The sequence below is a fragment of the Sphingobium sp. RS1 genome (assembly GCF_056156825.1).
In genome coordinates, this window is sequence record NZ_JBLZXE010000002.1 from 2,643,086 (window position 1) to 2,663,581 (window position 20,496).

Below are 20,496 nucleotides of genomic sequence, written 5' to 3' on the forward strand. Positions count from 1 at the left end.
GGCGCCCGTCATGGATAGGCGGCATTTTCTGGGTGGCGTCATGACCGGCGCCGTGGGAATCGCGCTCTGGCAGATGATGCCGGAACGGGCGGAGGCGGCCTATCCCTTTGCGCTCAGCGATGCGGAGTGGAAGAAGCGGCTCAGCCCCTGGGCCTATAAGGTGCTGCGCCAGCAGGCGACCGAGTTTCCCGGCTCCAGTCCCTTGAACCGCGAACATCGCGCCGGCACTTTCGCCTGTACCGGTTGCGACCAGAAATTGTTCAGTTCGAAAACCAAGTTCGACAGCGGCACCGGTTGGCCGAGCTTCTGGGCGGCACTGCCCGGCGGGGTGGGCACCAGCCGCGACCTTGGCCTGGGTGAAATCCGCACCGAGGTGCATTGCGCCCGTTGTGGCGGGCATCTGGGCCATGTCTTCGACGATGGGCCGCGCCCGACCGGCAAGCGTTATTGCATGAACGGCGTGGCGCTGCGCTTCATTCCGGCCTGATCCGCCAGATACGCAGCGGCGCCTTCACGGGCACGGGGTCGAGCCAGCCGGGCGCCTTGCCCTGCGCCAGTTGCGCCGCCAGCCCCTTGTCATTTTCCTGCCCATAGAGGCGATATTCGGTCAGCCCGTCGCAGGTGACGACATAGCGGGCGCTGGTCTGGCCGATGATGATGCGGGCCTGATCGGGTGCGTCGACAAAGCCCTCGATCACGGCGGTGATGCCGGCCGCGTTGCGATGATGGGCAGTGCCGATGACGCTGTGGCGCGTCTGGACGAGGATATCGGGGCCAAGATCGAGCGGGGCGAACACTATGCTCGTCGGCAAAGCCTTGAGCGGCGCCAGCACGGACGCGGCGCGGCAATTGGCGCTGGCGGCCTTGGCGGGTTCGGGCTTGGCCGCGACCGCCACCCAGGCGGCGCATAGTCCGGCCGGCGTCAGCAGCACTAGCGCGACCGATCCCAGCACACGCACCAGCGCCATATGCGATGCCTGCGACCCACGGAACAGGCGCAGCAGCAGCCAGGCGATGCCGGGCAGAGCAAAGACATGGGCGACCGACAGCGCCCGCATCACCAGCATCGACACCGCCGTCGCGCCGGCCAGCAGCAGGAGCAAAGTCAGCCAGCGCATCCGCGCTTCGGCATGGGCTTCGCGCGCGGCCATCAGGCTGGCTGTGAGGCCGAGCAGCGGGGGCAGCAGAATCACCCCCTGCAAGGACAGGCTCTGTTCCCAGATCGGCCGGCCTTCCATCACTTGCAGATACCAGAGTCGGTAGGCGACCGGGCCGAGCGCGGCGAAGGGATCGCCCGACAGGCACGGCCCGCCCGTGACGAGGAAAGTCGCGATCGCCGCCCCGCCGCCGATCGCGGCGATCAGGAAGCGGGGTCGGGCGGTCGTGGTGCCGATCAATTGCACTGCGAGCGCGGTCGCCAGCGCGAGCGCGACCAGCGGCCAGAGATAGACGAAGGACAGCGCATCGCACTGGCGCGCCAACAGTGCCTGCGGCCCGCGCAGCAGGGCGAGCAGCAGCAGGGCAGCGCCGCCCAATGTCAGCGCAAAGCCGATGAAGCGCGGCGCCTGATCGCGCGCATGCCAGTGGCGCAGCGCGAAGGTAGCGGCAAACAGCGCGCCATAGGGCAGCGCTTCACTCGAAATCTGGAGCCAGAGGGCGAGGGCAAGGCCCGTGACGATCCCGCCACGCAGCGGCCGACTGTCGATCGCGCCGCACAGCGCCAGCGCGGCCAGCATGATCTGCCAGCCATGATGGTCGATCCGCAGCGGCGTGAATTGCACCAATATGCTGGGGCTGGTCAGCAGCAGCACCACGGCCAGCAGGGCGATGCCGCTGCCCGCAATCCGGCGCGCGGCGACGAACAGGGCAGCGGTCAGTCCGCCCAGCAGCAGCATCGGCACGGTGGCGCACGCGACCAGTTCGGCGCCCGCCGCGCCGATCATCGGCGTGAGCAGCAGCATCAGCGCCGCGATCGGCATGTCCACGATCCGCGACCAGTGCATCGGGCCGCCGACCGGCGGGTACACCCGATGCTGGCTGACGTCCCAAAAAGCCTGTCCGCCGATCCAGTCGCGCACCTGCGCCAGCCGCATCGCGTCATCAGGATCGCGAAAACCCAGCGTCGGCAGGTCGGCCCGGAACAGCCACAGCATCGCCATGCTGCACAGCAGCCATAGCAGCAGCGCCCACAGCGCGGCGCGCGGCGCGTCAGGCTTTGCCAAATAGGCCATATTTGCGGATCGCATAGACGGAGAGGAAGCTGACCGGCACCGACAGCAGCTTGGCGATCGCCGGCGCGACACCAACCGCGCTCAACGCGCCGACCAGTGCCATGGTGATGCCCATGCCGATCGCGGCGCTGACAACGAAGCCGATGCGCTGCACATGGGTCGGGCCGCTGCCCATATCGAAGACAAAGCGGACGGAAATCACCCAATGGACGATCAGGCCGACCAGATAGCCCCCCAGCGCGGCGATCATCGGCGCGGCGCCGCCATGGTACAATATCAGGAAGGTGGCGAAGTCGCATGCCAGCGCAGCGATGCTGGCCAGCAGATAGCGGGCGAACATCAGCCGGGCCAGCAGCGCGCCGATCCGCGCCGCCATGGGCGTCAGGCGGCCTTCAGCCGCGATGGGACCGCGCGCACGCTCGACAAGGCGGCCTGCGTATCGGCATCAGTTCCCGCATTTTGGCCCTCATCGCCGGCCTCATGATATTCGGCATCCTCATTGACCTGCCACACGTCATGGATGCGCGCGCCCGCGACGATGTTGCGCGCGGTCAGCATCGCCGTCATCATCGCATGGTCCTGATTATTATAGCGGTGCATGCCGTTGCGGCCGACCAGATGGAGCGTGGGATAGCGCGCTTCCAGTTCGCTGCGCATCGCCAGCACATTGGCGGCATAGTCGTCGTCATAGACCGGATAGGCCTTTTCCTGCCGCACCACTGCGCCGCCGACGACATCGTCCGCCTTGCAGAGGCCAAGCTGGCCCATTTCGCGGGTGGCGAGCGCGATCAGATCCGCATCGGACGCCGACCAAAGGCCATCGCCCTCGAAACAGAAATATTCGAGGCCCACGCAAGCAAGCGAGGGATCAGGCACCATTTCGGGCGACCAGCTACGGAAATTCTGGATACGGCCGACCTGCACCTTGCTGTCATGGATGTAGATCCAGTTGTCGGGAAAGATATCCTCCCCCTTCACCATCAGCGCCACGGTCAGGAAGTCGCGATATTTCAGGTCCATCGCCTGCGGCAGGCTGTCGGGCAGCGGATGGATGCGGCCGGCCAGTTCGCGCATCGGCGCCGACGAAATGACATGGGCGGCGTCGATTATGACATCGCCGTCCGGCCCGGTCGCGATCAGCCGCCACCGGTCGTTCGCCTTATCCTCTTCCAGCCGCTTGAAGCTGTGCGCCATCAATATCTGGTTGCCGCCTTCGCGCACTTTGTCGCGCGCGGCCTCCCACATCATGCCGGGGCCAAGGCGGGGATAGCGGAACGTCTCCAGCAGCGTCTTGGTCGCCATGCCGTCATTGGGCTTCTTGTTGAGGCCGAGCGAACGCTTGAGGCCATCAGTCACGGCGCCCCAGAGCGACAGGCCCTTGATCCGCTGCGCCGCCCAGTCGGCCGACATTTCGTTGCAGGGCATGCCCCAGACCTTCTCCGTATAGGTCTTGAAGAAGATGGAGAAGAGCTTGTGGCCAAAGGCGTTGACGGTCCAGTCCTGAAAGGAGCGAACATTGCGGTTCGGGAACAGCTTCGCCTTGGCGAAACTCGCCATGCACAGCGTCGAGCGCCAGATGCCGAGGTTCCACAGCGCCTCGAACGCGCGCAGCGGATAGCTGTAGAATTTGCCCTCATAATAGATGCGGCTCATCCGCGGACGCTGGATGAAGTCGTCGGGCAATATCTCGTTCCACAGGTCCACCACCTGCTGCGACTTGGAGAAGAATCGGTGCCCGCCAATGTCGAATCGGAAGCCGTCCAGTTCCACCGTGCGGCTGATGCCGCCGACATAGACCGGGTCTTTCTCGATCACCGTCACGTTAAGTCCCTGCTTTGTCAGCAGATAGGCGGCGGTCAGACCCGCCGGGCCGGCGCCGATGATGGCAACGTCGACGCTGTGATCGGTACGCGGCATGGCAGGCTGTTCCCCGAGAGATATTTCGTCCCTCCGGAACTGAAGGAAATCCTCTAAGGAGTGGTTAACAGGTGGTAAGCATGATGCCTGCCATGACGGCAAAGGGCCGCCCCACGGTGGTGGAACGGCCCCCTGCAGTTCCCCTTCGTGCGGGGAAGGCGTATGGCAGCGCGGAGGGTTAGCTCAGGCGCTGCGCCAGGGTGTTGAGGTCGCTGCGCGCGCCGTCGATCGCGCTGCCATAGCAGGCGCGATAATCGTCGGTGATCGGCAGGACCGATCCGTTCACCCAGCCGCACACCTGCTTGGAGGCGCGGACGAGGCGGGAATCGGCGCGGCGCATGCCGCTGGTGCTGGCGAGGTTGAGGTCGGCCACCGATACGGCGATGCTGCGGGTTTCGGTGCCGGCATGGCCGTCCACCACCACATCCATGTCGTTGCTGCCGGCGCTCGCCACGCCGGGCAGCGCAAGGGCCATCGTGGCGGCCAGCGCCACCAGCGTCTTCTTGGTCATCCTATTCTCCTGTCGAACATGTTTTTATTGTTCGCCCCACGTCTGCCGTGGAAGTAGGGTCGCCTGTCTAAATAGGCGCGCCCGGCGGGGTTGAAAAGAGGCCACTTCATAAAAAATGGCGGTTTTCCGCGATTTTTGCAGGTGCGAAGGGCTTTGGCGCTTGACCCCGACCGGGCCGTCGCGGGATGCAGGACCATGCGTCTGACCCGCCTCCTGCCCGCCCTGCTCCTGCTGCCGATGTTGGCAGGCTGTTCCTACGGCGCCATGCCGGACTGGCTGGTGGAGATGCTGGGCGGGCCGAAGCGGACGGGCCACTATGTCGATGGGCCGCTCAAGGACAGCTATGTCGTTGAAAGAGCCAAGCTAAAACTACCGGCACTGACGCAGGACGGCGCCATGCGGTTGCAGGTCGCGCCGTCCTTTGGCCTTTACGACTATGTGCTGGACTTTACGCCGCAGCCGGCGGGTTGTCTGATGATGTGGCGGGATGTCGAGTTTCACGAAGCCGATATGAATCGGCCATGCGGCATGATCGCCGTAGAGGTTTGGCGCAGTGCGACAGATAACAAGGGCAAACTGATTGGGGTGGAGCGTCGCGCATTTTATGTGCCGGAGGAGGATTATCGCGACGCCATTCAGTCTTTCAATGACAGGTTGCCAAACTGGCGCGGCCGACGATTCGGGATGACGGATGGCACAGGCCTGAAGTTTGAGCAGGTCCACAAGGGGAAGATCGGTTCCATGACGGCGAATGCAGGTGAAAGGGGATCAGATAATCCCTTGTCGCAACTTACCCGTGATGTGCATCGGCTGGCTCTCGCTTATGGCCCGGCTGATTTCTTGCCGCGGCGGTACGACTGGCACAGCTATTCCGATCCTGACTACCCCTGCAACGGCGGCCTCGCCGGAACCGACCCGGATGGCATGGGCACCGGGGATGACGCCTGCGCGGCCTGGCTCAGGGCAAGGCCGCGCTGACGTCTGATCCGGCTATAACTCAATTCGTCATTGCGAGCGCAGCGAAGCAATCCACTGGTGCGCCCATGGATTGCCTCGCTGCGCTCGCAATGACGATGTGATGACTATCCCGCGTCTATCAGCGGCGCCGGAACCTTAGTGGCGGAAGTGCCGCATGCCGGTGAAGACCATCGCCAGACCCGCTTCGTCGGCCGCCGCGATGACGTCTTCGTCGCGGATCGAGCCGCCCGGCTGGATCACCGCCGTCGCGCCGGCTTCCACCGCCGCCAGCAGGCCGTCGGCAAAGGGGAAGAACGCGTCGGAGGCGACCGCAGAGCCGATCGTGCGCGGCGTGGCCCAGCCGGCCTTTTCGGCGGCGTCCTTCGCCTTCCACGCGGCGATGCGCGCGGATTCGAGGCGGTTCATCTGGCCCGCGCCGACGCCCGCCGTGCTGCCATCCTTGGCATAGACGATGGCGTTGGACTTCACATGCTTGGCCACGGTCCAGGCAAACAGGCAGTCCTTCAATTCCTGCTCGGTCGGCGCGCGCTTGGTCACGACCTTCAGGGCATCCTGGGTTACCTGGCCATTGTCGCGGCTCTGGACCAGCAGGCCGCCGGCGATGCTCTTGATCTGGAGGCCGGGACGGGCCGGATCGGGCAGGTCGCCGGTCAGCAGCAGGCGCAGATTCTTCTTCTTGGCGAAGATCGCCTTCGCTTCCTCGTCCGCGCCCGGCGCGGCGACGACTTCGGTGAAGATGCCGCTGATCGCTTCGGCGGTGGGGCCGTCGAGCGGGCGGTTGACGGCGATGATGCCGCCGAATGCCGACACGCTGTCGCAGGCAAGCGCGGCTTCATAGGCTTCGATCAGCGTCTCGCCGGTGGCCACGCCGCAGGGATTGGCGTGCTTGACGATCACTACGGTCGGCGGGCCGTCGCGGAATTCGCTGACCAGCTCCAGCGCGGCGTCGGCGTCGTTATAATTGTTGTAGGACAGTTCCTTGCCCTGAATCTGCTCGGCCTGCGCAATGCCCTTCGCCGAAGGACCGACAGGCAAGTAGAGCGCGGCCGACTGGTGCGGGTTCTCACCATAGCGCAGCGTGGTGCCCAGCTTGCTCGACACGGCCAGCGTTTCGGGGAACATCACGCCCTGATCGGCGAAGGCGAACCAGCTTGCGATCATCGAATCATAGGCGGCGGTGGCGGCATAGGCCTTCGCGGCCAGCATCCGGCGGAAGTCATAGCTGGTCGCGCCGGCTTTTGCGGCCATTTCTTCGATCAGCCGGGCATAGTCGGCCGGATCGGTGACGATCGCGACGCTCTCATGATTCTTGGCAGCGGAACGGACCATGGACGGGCCGCCGATATCGATATTCTCGATGATCTCGTCGCGGTCGGCGCCCTTGGCTACCGTCGCGGCGAAGGGATAGAGGTTCACGACCACGAGATCGATCGCGCCGATTGCATGCTCGTTCATCGACGCCACATGCTCAGGATTGTTGCGTACGGCGAGCAGGCCGCCATGCACCTTGGGGTGCAGCGTCTTGACGCGGCCGTCCATCATTTCGGGGAAGCCGGTGAGGTCGGAAATATCCTTCACCTCAAGGCCCGCTTCGCGCAGCGCCTTGGCCGTTCCGCCGGTCGACACCAGTTCGACGCCATGTTTGCCCAGCGCCTGACCCAGTTCGATAAGGCCCGACTTGTCGGATACGGACAGGAGGGCGCGCTTGATGGTGACGTCAGTCATGGGGACAGGGCTTTCTACAGGCAAAGGGCAGGACGACTTTGCGCCAGCCCCTTAGTGCCAGATGAAGGAAAAATACAGCCCTAGCCTTGTCTATCCCGCGCCTATCCCGCCGGTATCGTGCCCGGACGCAGATGGGGCAGCATGTGCGCCACATAATCCGCCTTGCCCAGCGCGACGCCTTCCTTGCGCAGGATGGTATAGGCGGTCATCACATGGAAGTAGAATTGCGGCAGCGTCCAGTCGCGGGCGTAACCGTCCGCCGTCAGGTCGAAGATCATGCCGTTGGGCAGGGCATGGGCGAGCGGCTGCGCCCCGTCCCTGTCGAGCGCGTCGGCGGCGATGCCGTCCAGCAGGGCGATCGTCTCGGCGATGCGCGCGCGGGCGTCGGCGATCGTGCCGGGATGATCGCCGGCCTGCCGCCCTTCGTCCAGCAAGGCCTGAACCTGCGGAGGCAGGTCCATGTCCTGTAGGCGATGGACCCCTTCCCATGCCTGCACGCAGGCGAAGCGGATCTGGGTCGCCAGCGGGAACATGTCGGGCGCCAGCCGCGCCGACAGCAGGGCATCAGCCTCGGACCCGGCCTTTTGCGCCTGCGCCTTTTCAAGCCAGGACGACAGCGCTGCAAGCATCTGGCGATAGGTGGGGACGAGGAGGGACGTCAGGGACATAAGCGGGGCTTTCTCGCAAGGACCGGAACCGCGCGACTGGTAAGCCGTGTAGCCGCCCGATGCCATCGTCAATTGCGGCCAACAGCCCGGGCCGTCAGTTCATCCGCTTGAAAATCCAGCCGATGCTCGATCCGCCGGGCAACGCCTCTGCGGTCACGACCAACTGCCGGGTAGGGTGGGGGCGGCCATCGCCATCGACCCACAGGCTGTCCTCGACGCTCAGCGCACCCGCGCCGGCGCGGAACTGCCAGAGCGGCCCGAGGTCGATGCGCAGCAGCGCGCCCATATTATCGGCGGTCAGCGTCGGCTCCACGCCCGGCGCCAGATGGAAGCGCAACTGCACCGGCTGCTTGCCGGGTTTGCGCCGCCGCTCGGCCGGGGTCAGCATATCCTCGCCGCGAATTTCCTTGCCGTCGCCGCTCATCAGCAGCAGGCGGCGGTGGACATAGCCCATGCGCCGGACATAGCCGTCATGGGACAGGTCCAGCCGGCTGCCATTGTCCAGTTCCTGCCGATTGAGTTCCACCTCGGTCACGCCCTTGCCCAGCGTGCCGTCGGCCAGCAGGGCGGTCGAATTGCTGTCATTGAGCACCAGCGTACTGTGCGCCGCTGTAGTGCGCAGCCCCTGCGCCAGATCGCGCGGTATCCATGCGCCTTCCAGCGCGGCGCCGCCGCAATTGACGATCAGGCGCAGCGGCCCGTCGCTGATCTCGATCGCGCCGGTGGAGGCGCAGCCCGCTTCGGCGAGACGGGCGACCGGCGGCGGGGCGGCGTCGATCTGCACGATGGTCGCGCCGCCACTGATCCGCTGATAGCCCCAGTCGCGCGCCTGCCGCAGCGGCCGGGCACGGACCCGGCTGGCGGCGACGACCGCGGCAACCATCTGCGGGTCGATCGCGCCGGCACCCTGCCAGCTGCCAAGGCCGCCATCGCCATGGGTAAGGCCCAGCAGCGCCGGCACCGCGCGGGCAAGGCCATCGGTCAGGCAGGCCGGCGGCGCTTCGCGGCGGACATCATAGACGGCCTGCACCATGGACAGCAGCATCACCGCCTCCATCTGCGCCAGCGGGGATCGCGACACGATGCCGCCATCGGGGTGGAAGCCGCTGTCGATCGCGCGCTTCAGCCCCGCTTCGCCGAACAGCTTGCGGGCGTTGCCGCCGGGGATCAGCAGCGATGCCGCGACGATGCCGCACCAGCCGACCAGCCGGGGCAGGCCCATCGGCGCCTTGTCGGCGCTGCGGTCCAGATGGCGGGCCGTGCGGGCGATGCAGTTCAGGACCAGCGAGCGATAGACCAGGTCGCTGGACGAGAGGATCAGCGGCGCATGAGCGGTCCAGAACAGCAGGCGCCAGCCGGCATTGTCCGCGCGCCATGCCGGCTCGCTGGGCGTTTCATGATGGGTCGCCAGCCATTTGCGCATCACGGCCTCGGCGATCGGCGCGCCCTGTTCGCGCGAGGCCGCGCTGGACAGGTCGCGCAGCCAGCGGAAGCTGTGCAGATAGTCGGCAAAGGCAGGGCTGACCGACAGTCGCGCGAAATCCAGCGCGTCGATCGGCAGCTTCTGTCCCCGGAACAGGAAATAGCCTGCCCGCATGGCGGCACCGGCGCGGCCGTCGCCCGGCATCGCATCGTCCGGCACGGCCAGCAACTTGAGCGGATATTTGCCCTTGAGCTTGCGGCCGTGGATCGGCGTCTTCCAGCTCAGCAGATAAAATTGATTGGCGATGCGCTGGGCCAGCGACAGCCCCTTGTCATCCGCGACGCGGATGAGCCGCTTGCCCTGCTCTATGCTGTCGTCTGCCGCCGCCGGGGCGGTGTCGGGCGCGGAGCGGGGGGAGATGCGCCGCGGCTCGCTCACCCGCCCCGCAGCTTCCGGATATTGTCGGCATAGGCATCGGGCCCGCCGCGGAAGGTGGCGGTGCCGGCGACCAGCACGTCGGCGCCCGCCGCGATCGCCTTGGGTGCGGTCGTGAAATCGATGCCGCCATCGACCTGGAGGTGGATGTCGCGCCCGGTCTTGTCGATCATCTTGCGGATCGCCTCGATCTTGCGCAGCTGATTCTCGATGAAGCTCTGCCCGCCGAAGCCGGGATTGACGCTCATCACCAGGATCAGGTCGACATCGTCCATCAGATAATCGAGCATCTTGGCCGGGGTGCCGGGGTTCAGCACCACGCCCGCCTTCACGCCCAGCGACTTGATATGCTGGACGGTGCGGTGGATGTGCGGCCCGGCTTCGGGATGGACGGTGATGATGTCCGCGCCCGCCGAAGCAAAGGCGTCCAGATACAGGTCCACCGGCGAAATCATCAGATGGACGTCGAACGTCTTTTGCGTGTGCGGACGCAGCGCCTTCACCACGGCGGGGCCGATGGTGATATTGGGCACGAAATGCCCATCCATCACGTCGATATGCACCCAGTCGCAACCGGCTGCGTCGATGGCGCGGACCTCCTCGCCCAGACGGGCAAAGTCAGCGGAGAGGATGGAGGGCGAGATGAGAATAGGACGGGTCATTAACCGTTCGCCTTAGTCACCGCCGGGGCGCAGGGCAACGGACATTTTCAGGCGATTCGCGATTGTTGTTTGGAAGCCGCACCAGCCCTCTCCCCGACCCGGCCGCCCATAAAATACTGCCGCTGGGTGCCCGGGTGGAGGAGAGGGCTGATGCCAAATGATAATGCGCCCTTCCGCGCATTATCAAACCGACTTTACCCCCTTTCAAAGCATGACGAAAATCGTGGGGTCTAGCCGTTGCGAGCCGGCCGTGCCCCTGGGTAGCAACTGCTTGACGCCATGCAGGCCGATGACCTCGTCCGCTTCGTTCAGGATCGGCGCGGCGATCAGGCGCATCGCACATTGTCCGACACCGTCGGCCTGGTTGATGTCGACGTCCAGCGTGAAGCCGCGCTTGTGCCGGATCGCATAAGCGCGCAGCCGCTCCATCGCTTCGCGCGAATCCGGGGCATAGAGCGATACCGACAGGGTGCGGGACACGGCGCTGTCGCGTTCCAGCCCGAAAATATCATAGACCCCGGCCGTCCAGCTCAGCTTGCTGTCGGCCAGATTGCAATGCCACAGGCCCAGCCCCCGTTCGGCCAGGGCGGCGTCGTTGCGGGCAATGCTGGGATCGAGCAGGACCGGGGCAAGATGCGCGCGCAGGTCGTAGAGCGGCCAGCTATGGTTCAGGGGCAAAGGCTCGATCGGACGCATGGCACGACTTTCAGACGGAAGATGTCCCGTCTAGGCCCATCATGGTTAAGGCTTAGTTTGCCTTTCTGGCAAGCCGGGCGATGAAAAATCCGTCGGTGCCGCCCTGCTGCGCCAGCATGTCGGGCAGGGTGCGCAGCCAGCCCTGCGTGGCCGGCATCATGCCTTCGGGCAATTCGGCCGGGGCGATCGGGATCAGCATGAAATCGGGATGATCCGCCAGGAAGCGTTCGACCTGCGCCTCCCCCTCGGCCTGTTCCAGCGAACAGGTGGCGTAGACGAGGCGACCGCCCGGCTTCAGCCAGCCGGCGACGCGGGCGAGCAGTTCGCCCTGCAATTCGGCCAGTTCCGCAATCTGGCGCGGACCGATGCGGTGCAATACGTCGGGATGGCGGCGATAGATGCCGGTTGCGGTGCAGGGCGCGTCGAGCAGGATCGCATCGACCGGTGCGTCGGGCTGCCACTGGCGCAGGTCGGCCTGCACGATGTTGGCGGTCAGGCCGGTGCGCGCCAGATTTTCGGACAGTCGCTCCAGCCGCTTCTTCGACTGGTCGATGGCCGTAACATGCCAGCCAGCCGCCGCCAGCTGCATCGTCTTGCCCCCCGGCGCGGCGCACAGGTCGAGCACGGTCCGTCCCTCACCGGCGCCCAGCAGCCGCGCGGCGCAGGAGGCGGCGATATCCTGCACCCACCATGCCCCTTCGGCAAAACCGGGCAGGCTGGGGATGGCCGCACCGTCCGGCAGGCGGACATGGCCGGGGGCGAAGGATGTGCCGCCCAGTTCGGCTGTCCATGTCGCTGTCTCACTGGCGTCGCGCAGGCTGACATCGACCGGCGGCCGCACCGCATAGGCGTGGGCGGCGGCCTGCGGCATCGCCTCGCCCCATAGGCCGGCCCAGCGGGCGCGGACCTCTTCGGGCAGGGTCGGGGGGATGGGCAGGCTGGGTTCGCTGCGCGTCACCGTGCCGAACACACCATGGACCAGCTTGCGCGGCCCGCCGTCGACCAGCGGCAGCGCGGTGGCGATGGCGGCATGGGCCGGCGTGTCGAGCGCCAGCGTCTGAATGAGCGCAATCCGCAGCACCATCCGCGCCTTGGCATCGTCGGGCAGTATCTGCTTGGTGGCCCCATCGATCAGCGCGTCGAGATCGGGCAAATGGCGCAGCGCTTCGGCGGCGATGGCATGGACCAGCGCACGGTCCGCCGGCGGCAGGCCCTGCGCCGCGCCATGCAGCGCCAGTTCCAGCGGATCGCCCCGGCGCAGCACGGCATCGAGCAGCTTCAGCGCCGCGCGACGGGCGGGAAAGCCGGGGACGTCGTCGGCACGGGGGGCTTTGGGGCGGCTGCGATCATGGGGACGGGGCATCAGCGGCCCCTACGCGCTTTCGCCGTCAAAGAAAATGGGAGACGCCAAGGCCGATTCCGAAGAACAGCGCGATCCAGAAGAGGATGCCGATCCACAGCGCCAGCCAGTCCGACCGGCGGGGCTTGGGATGGATGCCCTTGGGCACGACCCGCAGAGAGGAAGGGATGCGTTTGGTGCCGAAGGTCGCGACGGCGATCACTCGTCGGCCCACGCCATGAAAGAAACGGGCCGTATGGCCCGAAAATATATGCTCTGCGACCATGCCGACCGCCTGCAAGGCATCGACGGCGCCCGCCACCAGCCGACCGGTGAAGGCAATGGCCTCGATCACCTCGTCGATCGGCATCAGCGCCGGTTCGGGTCGAGCGCGCTGCGGCTGCGGGGAGCCTTGGGCGGCGCAGCATGGGGCGAGAGCGCCGAGGCGCGGGGCGCTGTGGAAGAACGGAGCGCCGGCGCGCCCATGTCCGCCGCAATCTCCTGCAAGGCGGCGATGCGCTTCTCGGTCGCAGGATGGGTGGAGAACAGCTCGCTCACATGGGTCGGCACGATATAGAGCTGGGCGGCGGCCGGATTGCGCTCCGCCACCGGGTTGGGGATGCGCTGCGCCTGCCCCGCTATCTTGGCAAGCGCGGAGGCGAGCGCCTGCGGATTGCCGCTGATCTCCGCTCCGGCGCGGTCGGCACCATATTCGCGGGTGCGGCTGATCGCCATCTGCACGATCATCGCGGCAAAGGGCGCGACGATCACCGCCAGCAGGCTGGCGATCATGTTGCCATGCCCCTCCCGGTCGCCGCTGCGAAAGAACAGGCCGAAATTGGCCAGCATCGAAATGGCGCCGGCGATGGTGGCGACCATCGTCATGATGAGCGTGTCCCGGTTCTTCACATGGCCCAGTTCATGCGCCATCACGCCGGCCACCTCGTCGCGGCTCAGCATCGCCAGCAGGCCGGTGGTCGCGGCCACGGCGGCATTGTCCGGGTTGCGGCCGGTGGCAAAGGCGTTGGGCGCATCCTGGTCGATGATATAGACGCGCGGCATCGGCAACCCGGCCCGCTGCGCCAGTTCGCGCACCAGAATGTAGAAATCGGGCGCGCTCTGGGCGTCGACTTCCCGCGCGCCGTGCATCGACAGCACGATCCTGTCGGCATTCCAGAAGGTGAAGAGGTTCATGCCGGCCGCCACCAGCAGCGCGATGACCGCGCCGCCGCTGCCGCCCAGCGTATAGCCCAGCGCCATGAACAGCGCCGTCAGCGCCGCCAGCAACATGGTCGTCTTCATTCCGCTCACTTGCACTTCGCTCCTTTGCGGCCCAGATAGCGGCCAGACCATGAATATGGGGTGGATCGCCCCGGTTCGCAATTGAAAGGCCGCGCATATGGGAACCTTCAACGGCAAGCGCCCGGCGCATGTGAAGCCGCCTGCCCATCTCTCCAAGAACCCGCCGGTGCCGCAGGGTGATCCACTCGACGCGCCCTCGCGCCACCAGGAGGAACTCAGCCCGGTTCGCTATGGCGACTGGGAGCGCAAGGGCATCGCGATCGACTTCTGATCCGCTAAATCCTTGACTCCATTCACCTGATTTCGCGCGCCATCCTCCGCTCACCGTCGATTATGCACGGCTGCCGATGGCCCGTGCCGCGCCTGCGGGGAGCCAAGACATCACGCTCTGGCCTTTTCTGCCGCAAAGTCTGAAGGCTTGGGCAAGAGGAGATTTCGGGGCGTGGGTGTACAACTGGTTTCTGATGTGAATGTGAAGGCTGTTTCGGGTTATGCGCCGGAGGATGCGGCGCTGCTTTGCGCGGTCGGGCGGCTGGTCTGCGCCTGGACCATGCTGGAACAGAGTCTGGAGGCAAAGATCGGCCTGCTGCGGGAAGGCATGGGCGACGTGCGTGTCGTCGGCGCCCGGACCCGGCCCAGCATGGCCAAGCTGATGACCGAATTGCGGACCATGGTGGCGATGCGCGACCGCCGCAATGCCAGTGCCCTGACGGAAATTTCGGCGATCGAGCGCGACATGCAGCGGATCGACCGGTTCCGCGCGCTTATCATCCAGGGGTTCCACCAGCCCGAGGAGGGTGGTTTCACCTGCCGCGATGGACGCAACAATATCCAGCATGTCGCGTTTGAACAGCTGGACGGTGAAATCTCGGCGCTGGAAGGGGTCGCGAACCGTCTACTCGCTGTTTAGGGAGACGGAAGGTCCATTGGGCCGTCTGTCGCCTTGTTTGTCCATTCAATGTCTTGAACCGACGCTTGGTCGGTTTGACATGCACTAACATCCGCGCGACGCTTGACCTTTTCCACATGGGCGGCAATTCAAAGGCCCGATCGCGTCCGCGTGAAGGGAATCCCAACTTGACTAAGCCGATTCGTAAAGCCGTTTTTCCTGTCGCTGGCCTTGGCACGCGCTTCCTGCCCGCGACGAAGGCGGTGCCAAAAGAATTGCTGCCGGTGGTCGATCGCCCGCTGATCCAATATGCGGTCGATGAAGCGCGCGAAGCGGGGATCGAGCAGATGATCTTCGTCACCGGTCGCGGCAAAGGCGCGATCGAGGATTATTTCGACATCGCTTTCGAATGCGAAGTGACCCAGAAGGAGCGCGGCAAGGATCTGTCCGCGCTGGAAGGCACGCGGCTCGATCCCGGCAATGCCGTCTTCCTGCGCCAGCAGGAGCCGTTGGGTCTGGGCCATGCCATCTGGGTCGCGCGCGACATCATCGGCGACGAACCCTTCGCCATCCTGTTGCCCGACGAGTTCATGAAGGGCGCGCCGGGGCAGGGCTGCATGAAGCAGATGGTCGATGCCTATGAAAAGGTCGGCGGCAATCTGGTCTGCGCGCTGGAAATTCCGATGGAACAGACGCCCAGCTATGGCGTGATCGATCCGGGCGCGCGCGACGGCGCCCTGACCGAGGTGAAGGGGCTGGTGGAAAAGCCCAAGCTCGGCACTGCGCCGTCCAACCTGATCCTGCCGGGCCGTTACATCCTTCAGCCCGAAGTGATGAAGATACTGGAGACGCAGGAAAAGGGGGCGGGTGGCGAAATCCAGCTGACCGACGCGATGGCCTCGTTGATCGGCAAGCAGCCCTTCCATGGCGTCACCTTCGACGGCCGCCGCTTCGACTGCGGGTCCAAGGCCGGCTATATCGAGGCCAATCTGGCGCTGGCGCTGGAGCGCGAAGACCTGCGCGACCATATCCGCGCCTTCGCGACAGAAGAACTGGCGCGCTGAACCGAGCGCCTTGGGGCATTAAAAAAGGGCGGCCTCCCGGTGGAGGTCGCCCTTTTTCACTATCTGGTCAATCGACTGCTCAGAACGGCACTTCGTCGTCCAGATCGTTGTCGAAATTGGGGCTGCCGGCGCGGCCGGCGCCACCGCCGCTGTTCCCGCCCTGCGAGCGACCGCCGCCAAAGCCACCGCCCTGGTTGCCGCCACCGAAGCCGCCGCCGCCCTGGCCGCCGCCGAAATCGTCATAGTCGCCGCCGCCAAAGCCACTCGACCCGCCGCTCCAGTCGCTCACGCCCTGCTGCGAACGGCCACCGCCGCCGCCATAACCGCCGCCCTGGCCGCCACCGCCGCCCGGCGCGCCGTCCAGCATGGTCAGCACCGCGCCCGGACCCGACAGCGCCACTTCGGTCGTGTAGCGGTCGTTGCCTGACTGGTCCTGCCACTTGCGGGTGCGCAACTGGCCCTCGACATAGATTTTCGATCCCTTGCGCAGGAACCGCTCGGCGACGCCGACCAACCCTTCGCTGTTGATGACGACGCTATGCCATTCGGTGCGCTCCTTGCGCTCCCCGGTCATGCGATCCTTCCAGCTTTCCGACGTGGCGATGCGCAGGTTGCATATCTTGCCACCATTCTGGAAGCTCTTGACCTCCGGGTCGGCGCCGAGATTGCCGATCAGAATGACCTTGTTGACCGAGCCTGCCATGATTCCTCCGAAATATTAGCTGGCCCTTATAGCGGCGCGAGCCGGCAAATCCAGCCGGCACGAAGCAGCATGGCGCCGTGATTCGGGGCTGGCATGGCGGATCTATCGCAAAAAGCGGCGGCTTTATCCCAGCCCTGCCGCCACCGCCGCCCAATAGGTGATGCCCGCCGCGGCATAGGCCAGCACGAATAGATAGCCGATCATGAAGCCGGTCCATTTCCAGCCGGCGGTTTCGCGCCGCGTCACCGCGATGGTGGAGATGCATTGCGGCGCGAACACGAACCAGGCGAGGAAGGCCAGCGCCGTGGCCAGCGACCAGCGCCCCTGCAACCGTTCGCCCAGCCCCTTGTCCAGCGCCTCGACATCGTCTTCGGCATCGATCGCATAGACGGTGGCGATGGCGGAGACGGCTACTTCGCGCGCCGCCATGGAGGGCAGCAGGGCCAGGCTGATGTCGCGGTTGAAGCCGATCGGCTCGACCAGCACATTGATGCCCCCCGCGATCCGGCCGGCGATCGAATATTCGCTCTGCCGCACGCCATCGGGCGCCTTGGGGAAGCTCATCAGCACCCACAGGACGATGTTGGTAAACAGGATGATCGTGCCCGCGCGCTTCAGGAAGATGACCGCGCGCTGCCACAGGCCGATCAGCAGATCCTGCGGCCGGGGCCACTGATATTTGGGCATTTCCATCAGGAAGCCGCTGCTCTGCCCCTTGGTCACGGTCAGACGCAGCGCCCAGGCGGCGACCAGCGCGCCGACGATGCCGAAGACATAGAGCAGGAACATCACCAGCCCCTGCAAGCCGACGCCCCAGCCAACGGTACGCGCCGGAATGAAGGCGCTGATGATGAGGCCATAGACCGGCAGCCGCGCCGAACAGGTCATCAGCGGCGCGATCAGGATCGTCGTCAGCCGGTCCTTGGGATCGGAAATGGTGCGCGTCGCCATGATGCCGGGCACCGCGCAGGCGAAGGAGGAGAGCAAAGGGATGAAGGCCCGGCCCGACAGGCCGACCCGCGCCATCAGCGCATCCATGATGAAGGCCGCGCGCGCCATATAGCCGGTCGCTTCCAGCATCAGGATGAAGAAGAAGAGGATCAGGATCTGCGGCAGGAAGACGATCACCGCGCCCACGCCGCCGACCACGCCCTGCAACAGGAAGTCGTGGACGATGCCGGGCGGCAGCGTGTTCGTCACCGCCTCGCCCAATGCGGTCACCCATCCTTCCAGCATGTCGGCCGGCGCACTGGCCCAGCTGAACACCGCCTGGAACATCACGAATAGCAAGGCGAGCAGGATGATGAAGCCGGCGACCGGATGCAGCAGCACCCGGTCCACCGCCGCAGTCAGCCGGCGCGACGGCGTTTCGCGCACGATCGCGGCGCGCGCGATCCGTCGCGCCTCGCCGCGCACCTTGTCGAAATCCTGCGCTGCCCCGCCGGTATAGGGCCGGGGCGCCCCGTTCATCAGCCCGTCCAGTTCCTGCCGCAGATGGTCGAGACCGCGCTTGCGCACCGCCACGGTCGACACCACCGGCACGCCCAGTTCGCGCGACAGGATATGGGCGTCCAGCTCCAGCCCGTCGCGGGTGGCAAGATCGACCATGTTGAGCGCGACGATGGTGGGCAGGCCCAGCGCGATCAGTTCGATCGCGAAGCGCAGATGATTGTCGAGGTTCGATGCGTCGACCACGATGACCAGCGCGTCGGGCCGCCTTTCACCCTCCTGCTTGCCCAGGATGACATCGCGCGTCACCTGCTCGTCGGGGCTGGTGGGGTCCAGGCTGTACGTGCCGGGCAGGTCGACCAGTTCGACCGGGCGCCCGTCGGTCAGGGCCAGCCGGCCCGCCTTGCGCTCCACCGTGACGCCCGGATAATTGCCCAGCTTTTGCCGGGCGCCGGTCAGGGCGTTGAACAAGGCGCTCTTGCCGGCATTGGGATTGCCGACCAGCGCGACCAGCGGCAGGCCGCTCATGCCCCCAACTCCGACCCGGGATTTTCTGGACCAGTGCGCACCGTGATGGCGGCGGCATGGGCGTGGCGCATGGCAATGGTCATGCGCCCGACCTTGCAGGCGATCGGCCCCTTGCCCAGGAAACCGCCATGGTGCAGCGCCTCGACGCTGGCGCCTTCACACAGGCCGAATTCACGCAGGCGCTGGCCTTCGGACGGGGTAAGGGCGGACCAGTCGATCAGATCGACATAAGCGGGTTGCCGCAGCGGCAGATCGGTCAGGCGCAAGGGGTATGGACTCACAGGCTATTTTTGCGAGTGACTATCAATACCGACTGGTTAACGCCAGAAAAAACGCGTTTCCGCCAGATTGCCCGCCAGATTGCCCGCCAGATTGCCCAAACGCCTGCGTCCCATCGCACCGGCCGATCAGATCGCGGGATAGCGCAGCCGGCCGATGAAGCGCGACAGGCTCAGATGCTCGCCCCCGCCCACGCCCTTCAGCTTCGCCTTGGCTTTTTCGAACTGCATCACATTCTCGATCCGCCGGGCGAGGAAAGCGCGACTGTCGGCATGGCCCTCGCTCTCGTCATCGACGAACACCAGCAATGTGGCGGCATAGACGGCGGTCAGCGTGGTGCGCTTGCTATAATGGTTGAAGTCGGCGGCGGTGTCGCCTGCCGCGCGCCACATGGCGTCGACCGCGCGCCAGCCCAGCTTGCCTGCGCGCACCGCATTGGTCGGCAGCGCCAGGATGGCGATGGCGCGGCGCAGCGCCTCCCGATCGGGCGCGAGCAGCGCCAGCCGGGCTTCGACCAGCGCGATGATCTTCTTGCGGATCGACAGGGCCGCCAGTTCCTCCGCCGGCAAGGCCGCGACCATCCCGGCGTCGATGCTGGCGAACCAGGCGTCGATCATGTCGACCGGGCCATCGGCAAAGGCGAGCGCCGCGATATCCGGGTCGATCCCCTTTTCCTGCGCCGCCATCGTCACCGCCTGCGGTCGCCAGCCGTCAAAGGCGGCGTGGCGCGCCAGTGCGGGCGCCAGCAGCGCGCGGATTTCGTCCAGGGTGAGATCGTCCTGTGCTTCGCTCATGACGTCTTATCTAGGCCCGCGACGGCAGGCGCACAAGCACCAGTGCCGCCGCCACGGCGCCCATGCCGATCATGTCGACCGGGCTCAGCCACTCGCCGAACAGCAGCCAGCCCAGCAATGCCGCCACCGCCGGTTGCAGGAGCAGGCTGACGCCCACGATCAGCGGCGGAAACCAGCCGATCGCATAGGTCAGCAATCCCTGCCCGACCACCTGGCTGGAGAGCGCCAGCACGATCAGCGGCGTCCAGTCGCCGGGCATCACCCGCTCGCCCAGTGCCAGCGCGCAAAGCAGCAGCAGCGGCGTGCTGACGACGCTGGACACCGACAGGATCGACCAGCTGTCCAGCCGGCCGCGCACCTGCTGCACGACCAGCAGATAGGCGGTGTAGAGGATGCCGGCGAGCAGGCAGAGCAGGTCGCCCTTCAGATTGCCGATCGACAGGTCGTAACTGCCGCCCATCATCACCGCGGCGCCGGCCGCCGCCAGCATCAGCGCCATCGCCTGCAATCCCTTCGGCTTCTGGCGCAGCACCAGCAAGGCCCAGGCCGGCAGGAACAGGCCGCTCATATTGCCGAACACGGTGGCATTGGCGACCTTGGTATAGAGGATGCCCAGATGCCAGGCGGCCAGGTCCGCCGCGAACATCACGCCCGACAGGATCAGCGCCCCCCATTCGCCGCGCGTCGGCGGCGTGCGGGTCAGCCCCGGCCGGGCCAGCAGCAGCAGGAAGGGCAGGGCGATCGCCAGCCGCCAGAAAGCGGCCGCCACCGGCCCCACGTCGGACAGGCGGACCAGCACCGGCCCCAGCGGCAGGATCAGGTTCGCCAGCAGCAGCGCCGGAAAGGCGAGGCGCGGGATCATAATAGGCGCGGTGGGGGTTGAACTGGACATGGCGGCTCCCT

Annotated in this window: 22 protein-coding genes; 5 read left to right on the top strand and 17 right to left on the bottom strand. The window is 66.1% G+C overall.

Annotated features, from left to right (window positions below; translation table 11 throughout):
* Positions 1–10 precede the first annotated feature (10 nt).
* Complete coding sequence (gene msrB, locus ACNHGR_RS14620) at positions 11–487, top strand: peptide-methionine (R)-S-oxide reductase MsrB (RefSeq protein WP_184268732.1); 477 nt, start codon at positions 11–13, stop codon at positions 485–487.
* On the opposite strand, the gene ACNHGR_RS14625 is transcribed toward msrB, so the two are convergent.
* The 4 genes from ACNHGR_RS14625 to ACNHGR_RS14640 all read right to left on the bottom strand — a co-directional run bounded on the left by ACNHGR_RS14625 (position 474) and on the right by ACNHGR_RS14640 (position 4,659).
* On the bottom strand, positions 474–2,231 hold the full coding sequence (locus ACNHGR_RS14625; RefSeq protein ID WP_475287022.1) for a hypothetical protein: 1,758 nt from the start codon (positions 2,229–2,231) through the stop codon (positions 474–476). The genes msrB and ACNHGR_RS14625 overlap by 14 nt on opposite strands.
* On the bottom strand, positions 2,209–2,607 hold the full coding sequence (locus ACNHGR_RS14630) for a GtrA family protein (RefSeq protein WP_475287024.1): 399 nt from the start codon (positions 2,605–2,607) through the stop codon (positions 2,209–2,211). Before ACNHGR_RS14630 ends, ACNHGR_RS14625 begins: the two co-directional genes overlap by 23 nt.
* A gap of 5 nt (positions 2,608–2,612) precedes the next feature.
* Positions 2,613–4,148, bottom strand: a complete 1,536-nt coding sequence (locus tag ACNHGR_RS14635; RefSeq protein WP_475287026.1) for an NAD(P)/FAD-dependent oxidoreductase — start codon at positions 4,146–4,148, stop codon at positions 2,613–2,615.
* Positions 4,149–4,326: 178 nt separating this feature from the next.
* Positions 4,327–4,659, bottom strand: coding sequence for a UrcA family protein (locus tag ACNHGR_RS14640; protein ID WP_184268742.1), 333 nt, complete (start codon positions 4,657–4,659; stop codon positions 4,327–4,329).
* A 264-nt stretch (positions 4,660–4,923) separates the two neighbouring features.
* Here ACNHGR_RS14640 and ACNHGR_RS14645 point away from each other — a divergent pair, with 264 nt between their 5' ends.
* Positions 4,924–5,637, top strand: coding sequence for a hypothetical protein (locus ACNHGR_RS14645; RefSeq protein WP_475287028.1), 714 nt, complete (start codon positions 4,924–4,926; stop codon positions 5,635–5,637).
* Positions 5,638–5,772: 135 nt separating this feature from the next.
* Here ACNHGR_RS14645 and purH read toward each other — a convergent pair whose 3' ends face one another.
* The 8 genes from purH to htpX all read right to left on the bottom strand — a co-directional run bounded on the left by purH (position 5,773) and on the right by htpX (position 13,896).
* Positions 5,773–7,362, bottom strand: a complete 1,590-nt coding sequence (gene purH / locus ACNHGR_RS14650; RefSeq protein ID WP_475287030.1) for a bifunctional phosphoribosylaminoimidazolecarboxamide formyltransferase/IMP cyclohydrolase — start codon at positions 7,360–7,362, stop codon at positions 5,773–5,775.
* Between the two features lie 101 nt (positions 7,363–7,463).
* Positions 7,464–8,030, bottom strand: a complete 567-nt coding sequence (locus ACNHGR_RS14655; protein WP_475287032.1) for a DUF1993 domain-containing protein — start codon at positions 8,028–8,030, stop codon at positions 7,464–7,466.
* Positions 8,031–8,124: 94 nt separating this feature from the next.
* Complete coding sequence (locus tag ACNHGR_RS14660; RefSeq protein WP_475287034.1) at positions 8,125–9,891, bottom strand: heparinase II/III family protein; 1,767 nt, start codon at positions 9,889–9,891, stop codon at positions 8,125–8,127.
* On the bottom strand, positions 9,888–10,550 hold the full coding sequence (gene rpe, locus ACNHGR_RS14665; RefSeq protein WP_184268752.1) for a ribulose-phosphate 3-epimerase: 663 nt from the start codon (positions 10,548–10,550) through the stop codon (positions 9,888–9,890). The genes ACNHGR_RS14660 and rpe overlap by 4 nt, the downstream gene beginning before the upstream one ends.
* 204 nt (positions 10,551–10,754) lie before the next feature.
* Positions 10,755–11,246, bottom strand: coding sequence for a diguanylate cyclase (locus tag ACNHGR_RS14670; protein WP_184268754.1), 492 nt, complete (start codon positions 11,244–11,246; stop codon positions 10,755–10,757).
* Between the two features lie 52 nt (positions 11,247–11,298).
* Positions 11,299–12,609: an RsmB/NOP family class I SAM-dependent RNA methyltransferase gene (locus tag ACNHGR_RS14675; protein ID WP_475287036.1), complete on the bottom strand. Its 1,311-nt coding sequence runs from the start codon at positions 12,607–12,609 to the stop codon at positions 11,299–11,301.
* Between the two features lie 25 nt (positions 12,610–12,634).
* On the bottom strand, positions 12,635–12,955 hold the full coding sequence (locus ACNHGR_RS14680) for a hypothetical protein (RefSeq protein WP_184268758.1): 321 nt from the start codon (positions 12,953–12,955) through the stop codon (positions 12,635–12,637).
* Positions 12,955–13,896: a zinc metalloprotease HtpX gene (htpX, locus tag ACNHGR_RS14685; RefSeq protein WP_475287039.1), complete on the bottom strand. Its 942-nt coding sequence runs from the start codon at positions 13,894–13,896 to the stop codon at positions 12,955–12,957. Before htpX ends, ACNHGR_RS14680 begins: the two co-directional genes overlap by 1 nt.
* An 88-nt stretch (positions 13,897–13,984) precedes the next feature.
* On the opposite strand from htpX, the gene ACNHGR_RS14690 reads away from it, so the two are divergent.
* From ACNHGR_RS14690 to ACNHGR_RS14700, 3 genes are all read left to right on the top strand, one after another.
* Positions 13,985–14,158 (top strand): DUF1674 domain-containing protein, encoded by a 174-nt coding sequence (locus ACNHGR_RS14690; protein ID WP_184268762.1) that lies wholly within the window; start codon positions 13,985–13,987, stop codon positions 14,156–14,158.
* Between the two features lie 171 nt (positions 14,159–14,329).
* Entirely contained in the window at positions 14,330–14,797 is a 468-nt protein-coding gene (locus ACNHGR_RS14695; protein WP_184268764.1) for a hypothetical protein, read from the top strand.
* A 167-nt stretch (positions 14,798–14,964) separates the two neighbouring features.
* Complete coding sequence (locus ACNHGR_RS14700) at positions 14,965–15,840, top strand: UTP--glucose-1-phosphate uridylyltransferase (protein WP_184268766.1); 876 nt, start codon at positions 14,965–14,967, stop codon at positions 15,838–15,840.
* Positions 15,841–15,919: 79 nt separating this feature from the next.
* Here ACNHGR_RS14700 and ssb read toward each other — a convergent pair whose 3' ends face one another.
* The 5 genes from ssb to ACNHGR_RS14725 form a co-directional block, all read right to left on the bottom strand.
* Entirely contained in the window at positions 15,920–16,543 is a 624-nt protein-coding gene (ssb, locus tag ACNHGR_RS14705) for a single-stranded DNA-binding protein (RefSeq protein WP_184268768.1), read from the bottom strand.
* Positions 16,544–16,666: 123 nt separating this feature from the next.
* Positions 16,667–18,520 (bottom strand): ferrous iron transporter B, encoded by a 1,854-nt coding sequence (gene feoB, locus ACNHGR_RS14710; RefSeq protein ID WP_475287042.1) that lies wholly within the window; start codon positions 18,518–18,520, stop codon positions 16,667–16,669.
* Positions 18,517–18,786, bottom strand: a complete 270-nt coding sequence (locus tag ACNHGR_RS14715; RefSeq protein WP_475287044.1) for a FeoA family protein — start codon at positions 18,784–18,786, stop codon at positions 18,517–18,519. Before ACNHGR_RS14715 ends, feoB begins: the two co-directional genes overlap by 4 nt.
* Positions 18,787–18,927: 141 nt before the next feature.
* Positions 18,928–19,593: a COQ9 family protein gene (locus ACNHGR_RS14720; protein WP_475287046.1), complete on the bottom strand. Its 666-nt coding sequence runs from the start codon at positions 19,591–19,593 to the stop codon at positions 18,928–18,930.
* Positions 19,594–19,603: 10 nt separating this feature from the next.
* Positions 19,604–20,485, bottom strand: coding sequence for a DMT family transporter (locus ACNHGR_RS14725; RefSeq protein ID WP_475287048.1), 882 nt, complete (start codon positions 20,483–20,485; stop codon positions 19,604–19,606).
* Positions 20,486–20,496 lie beyond the last annotated feature (11 nt).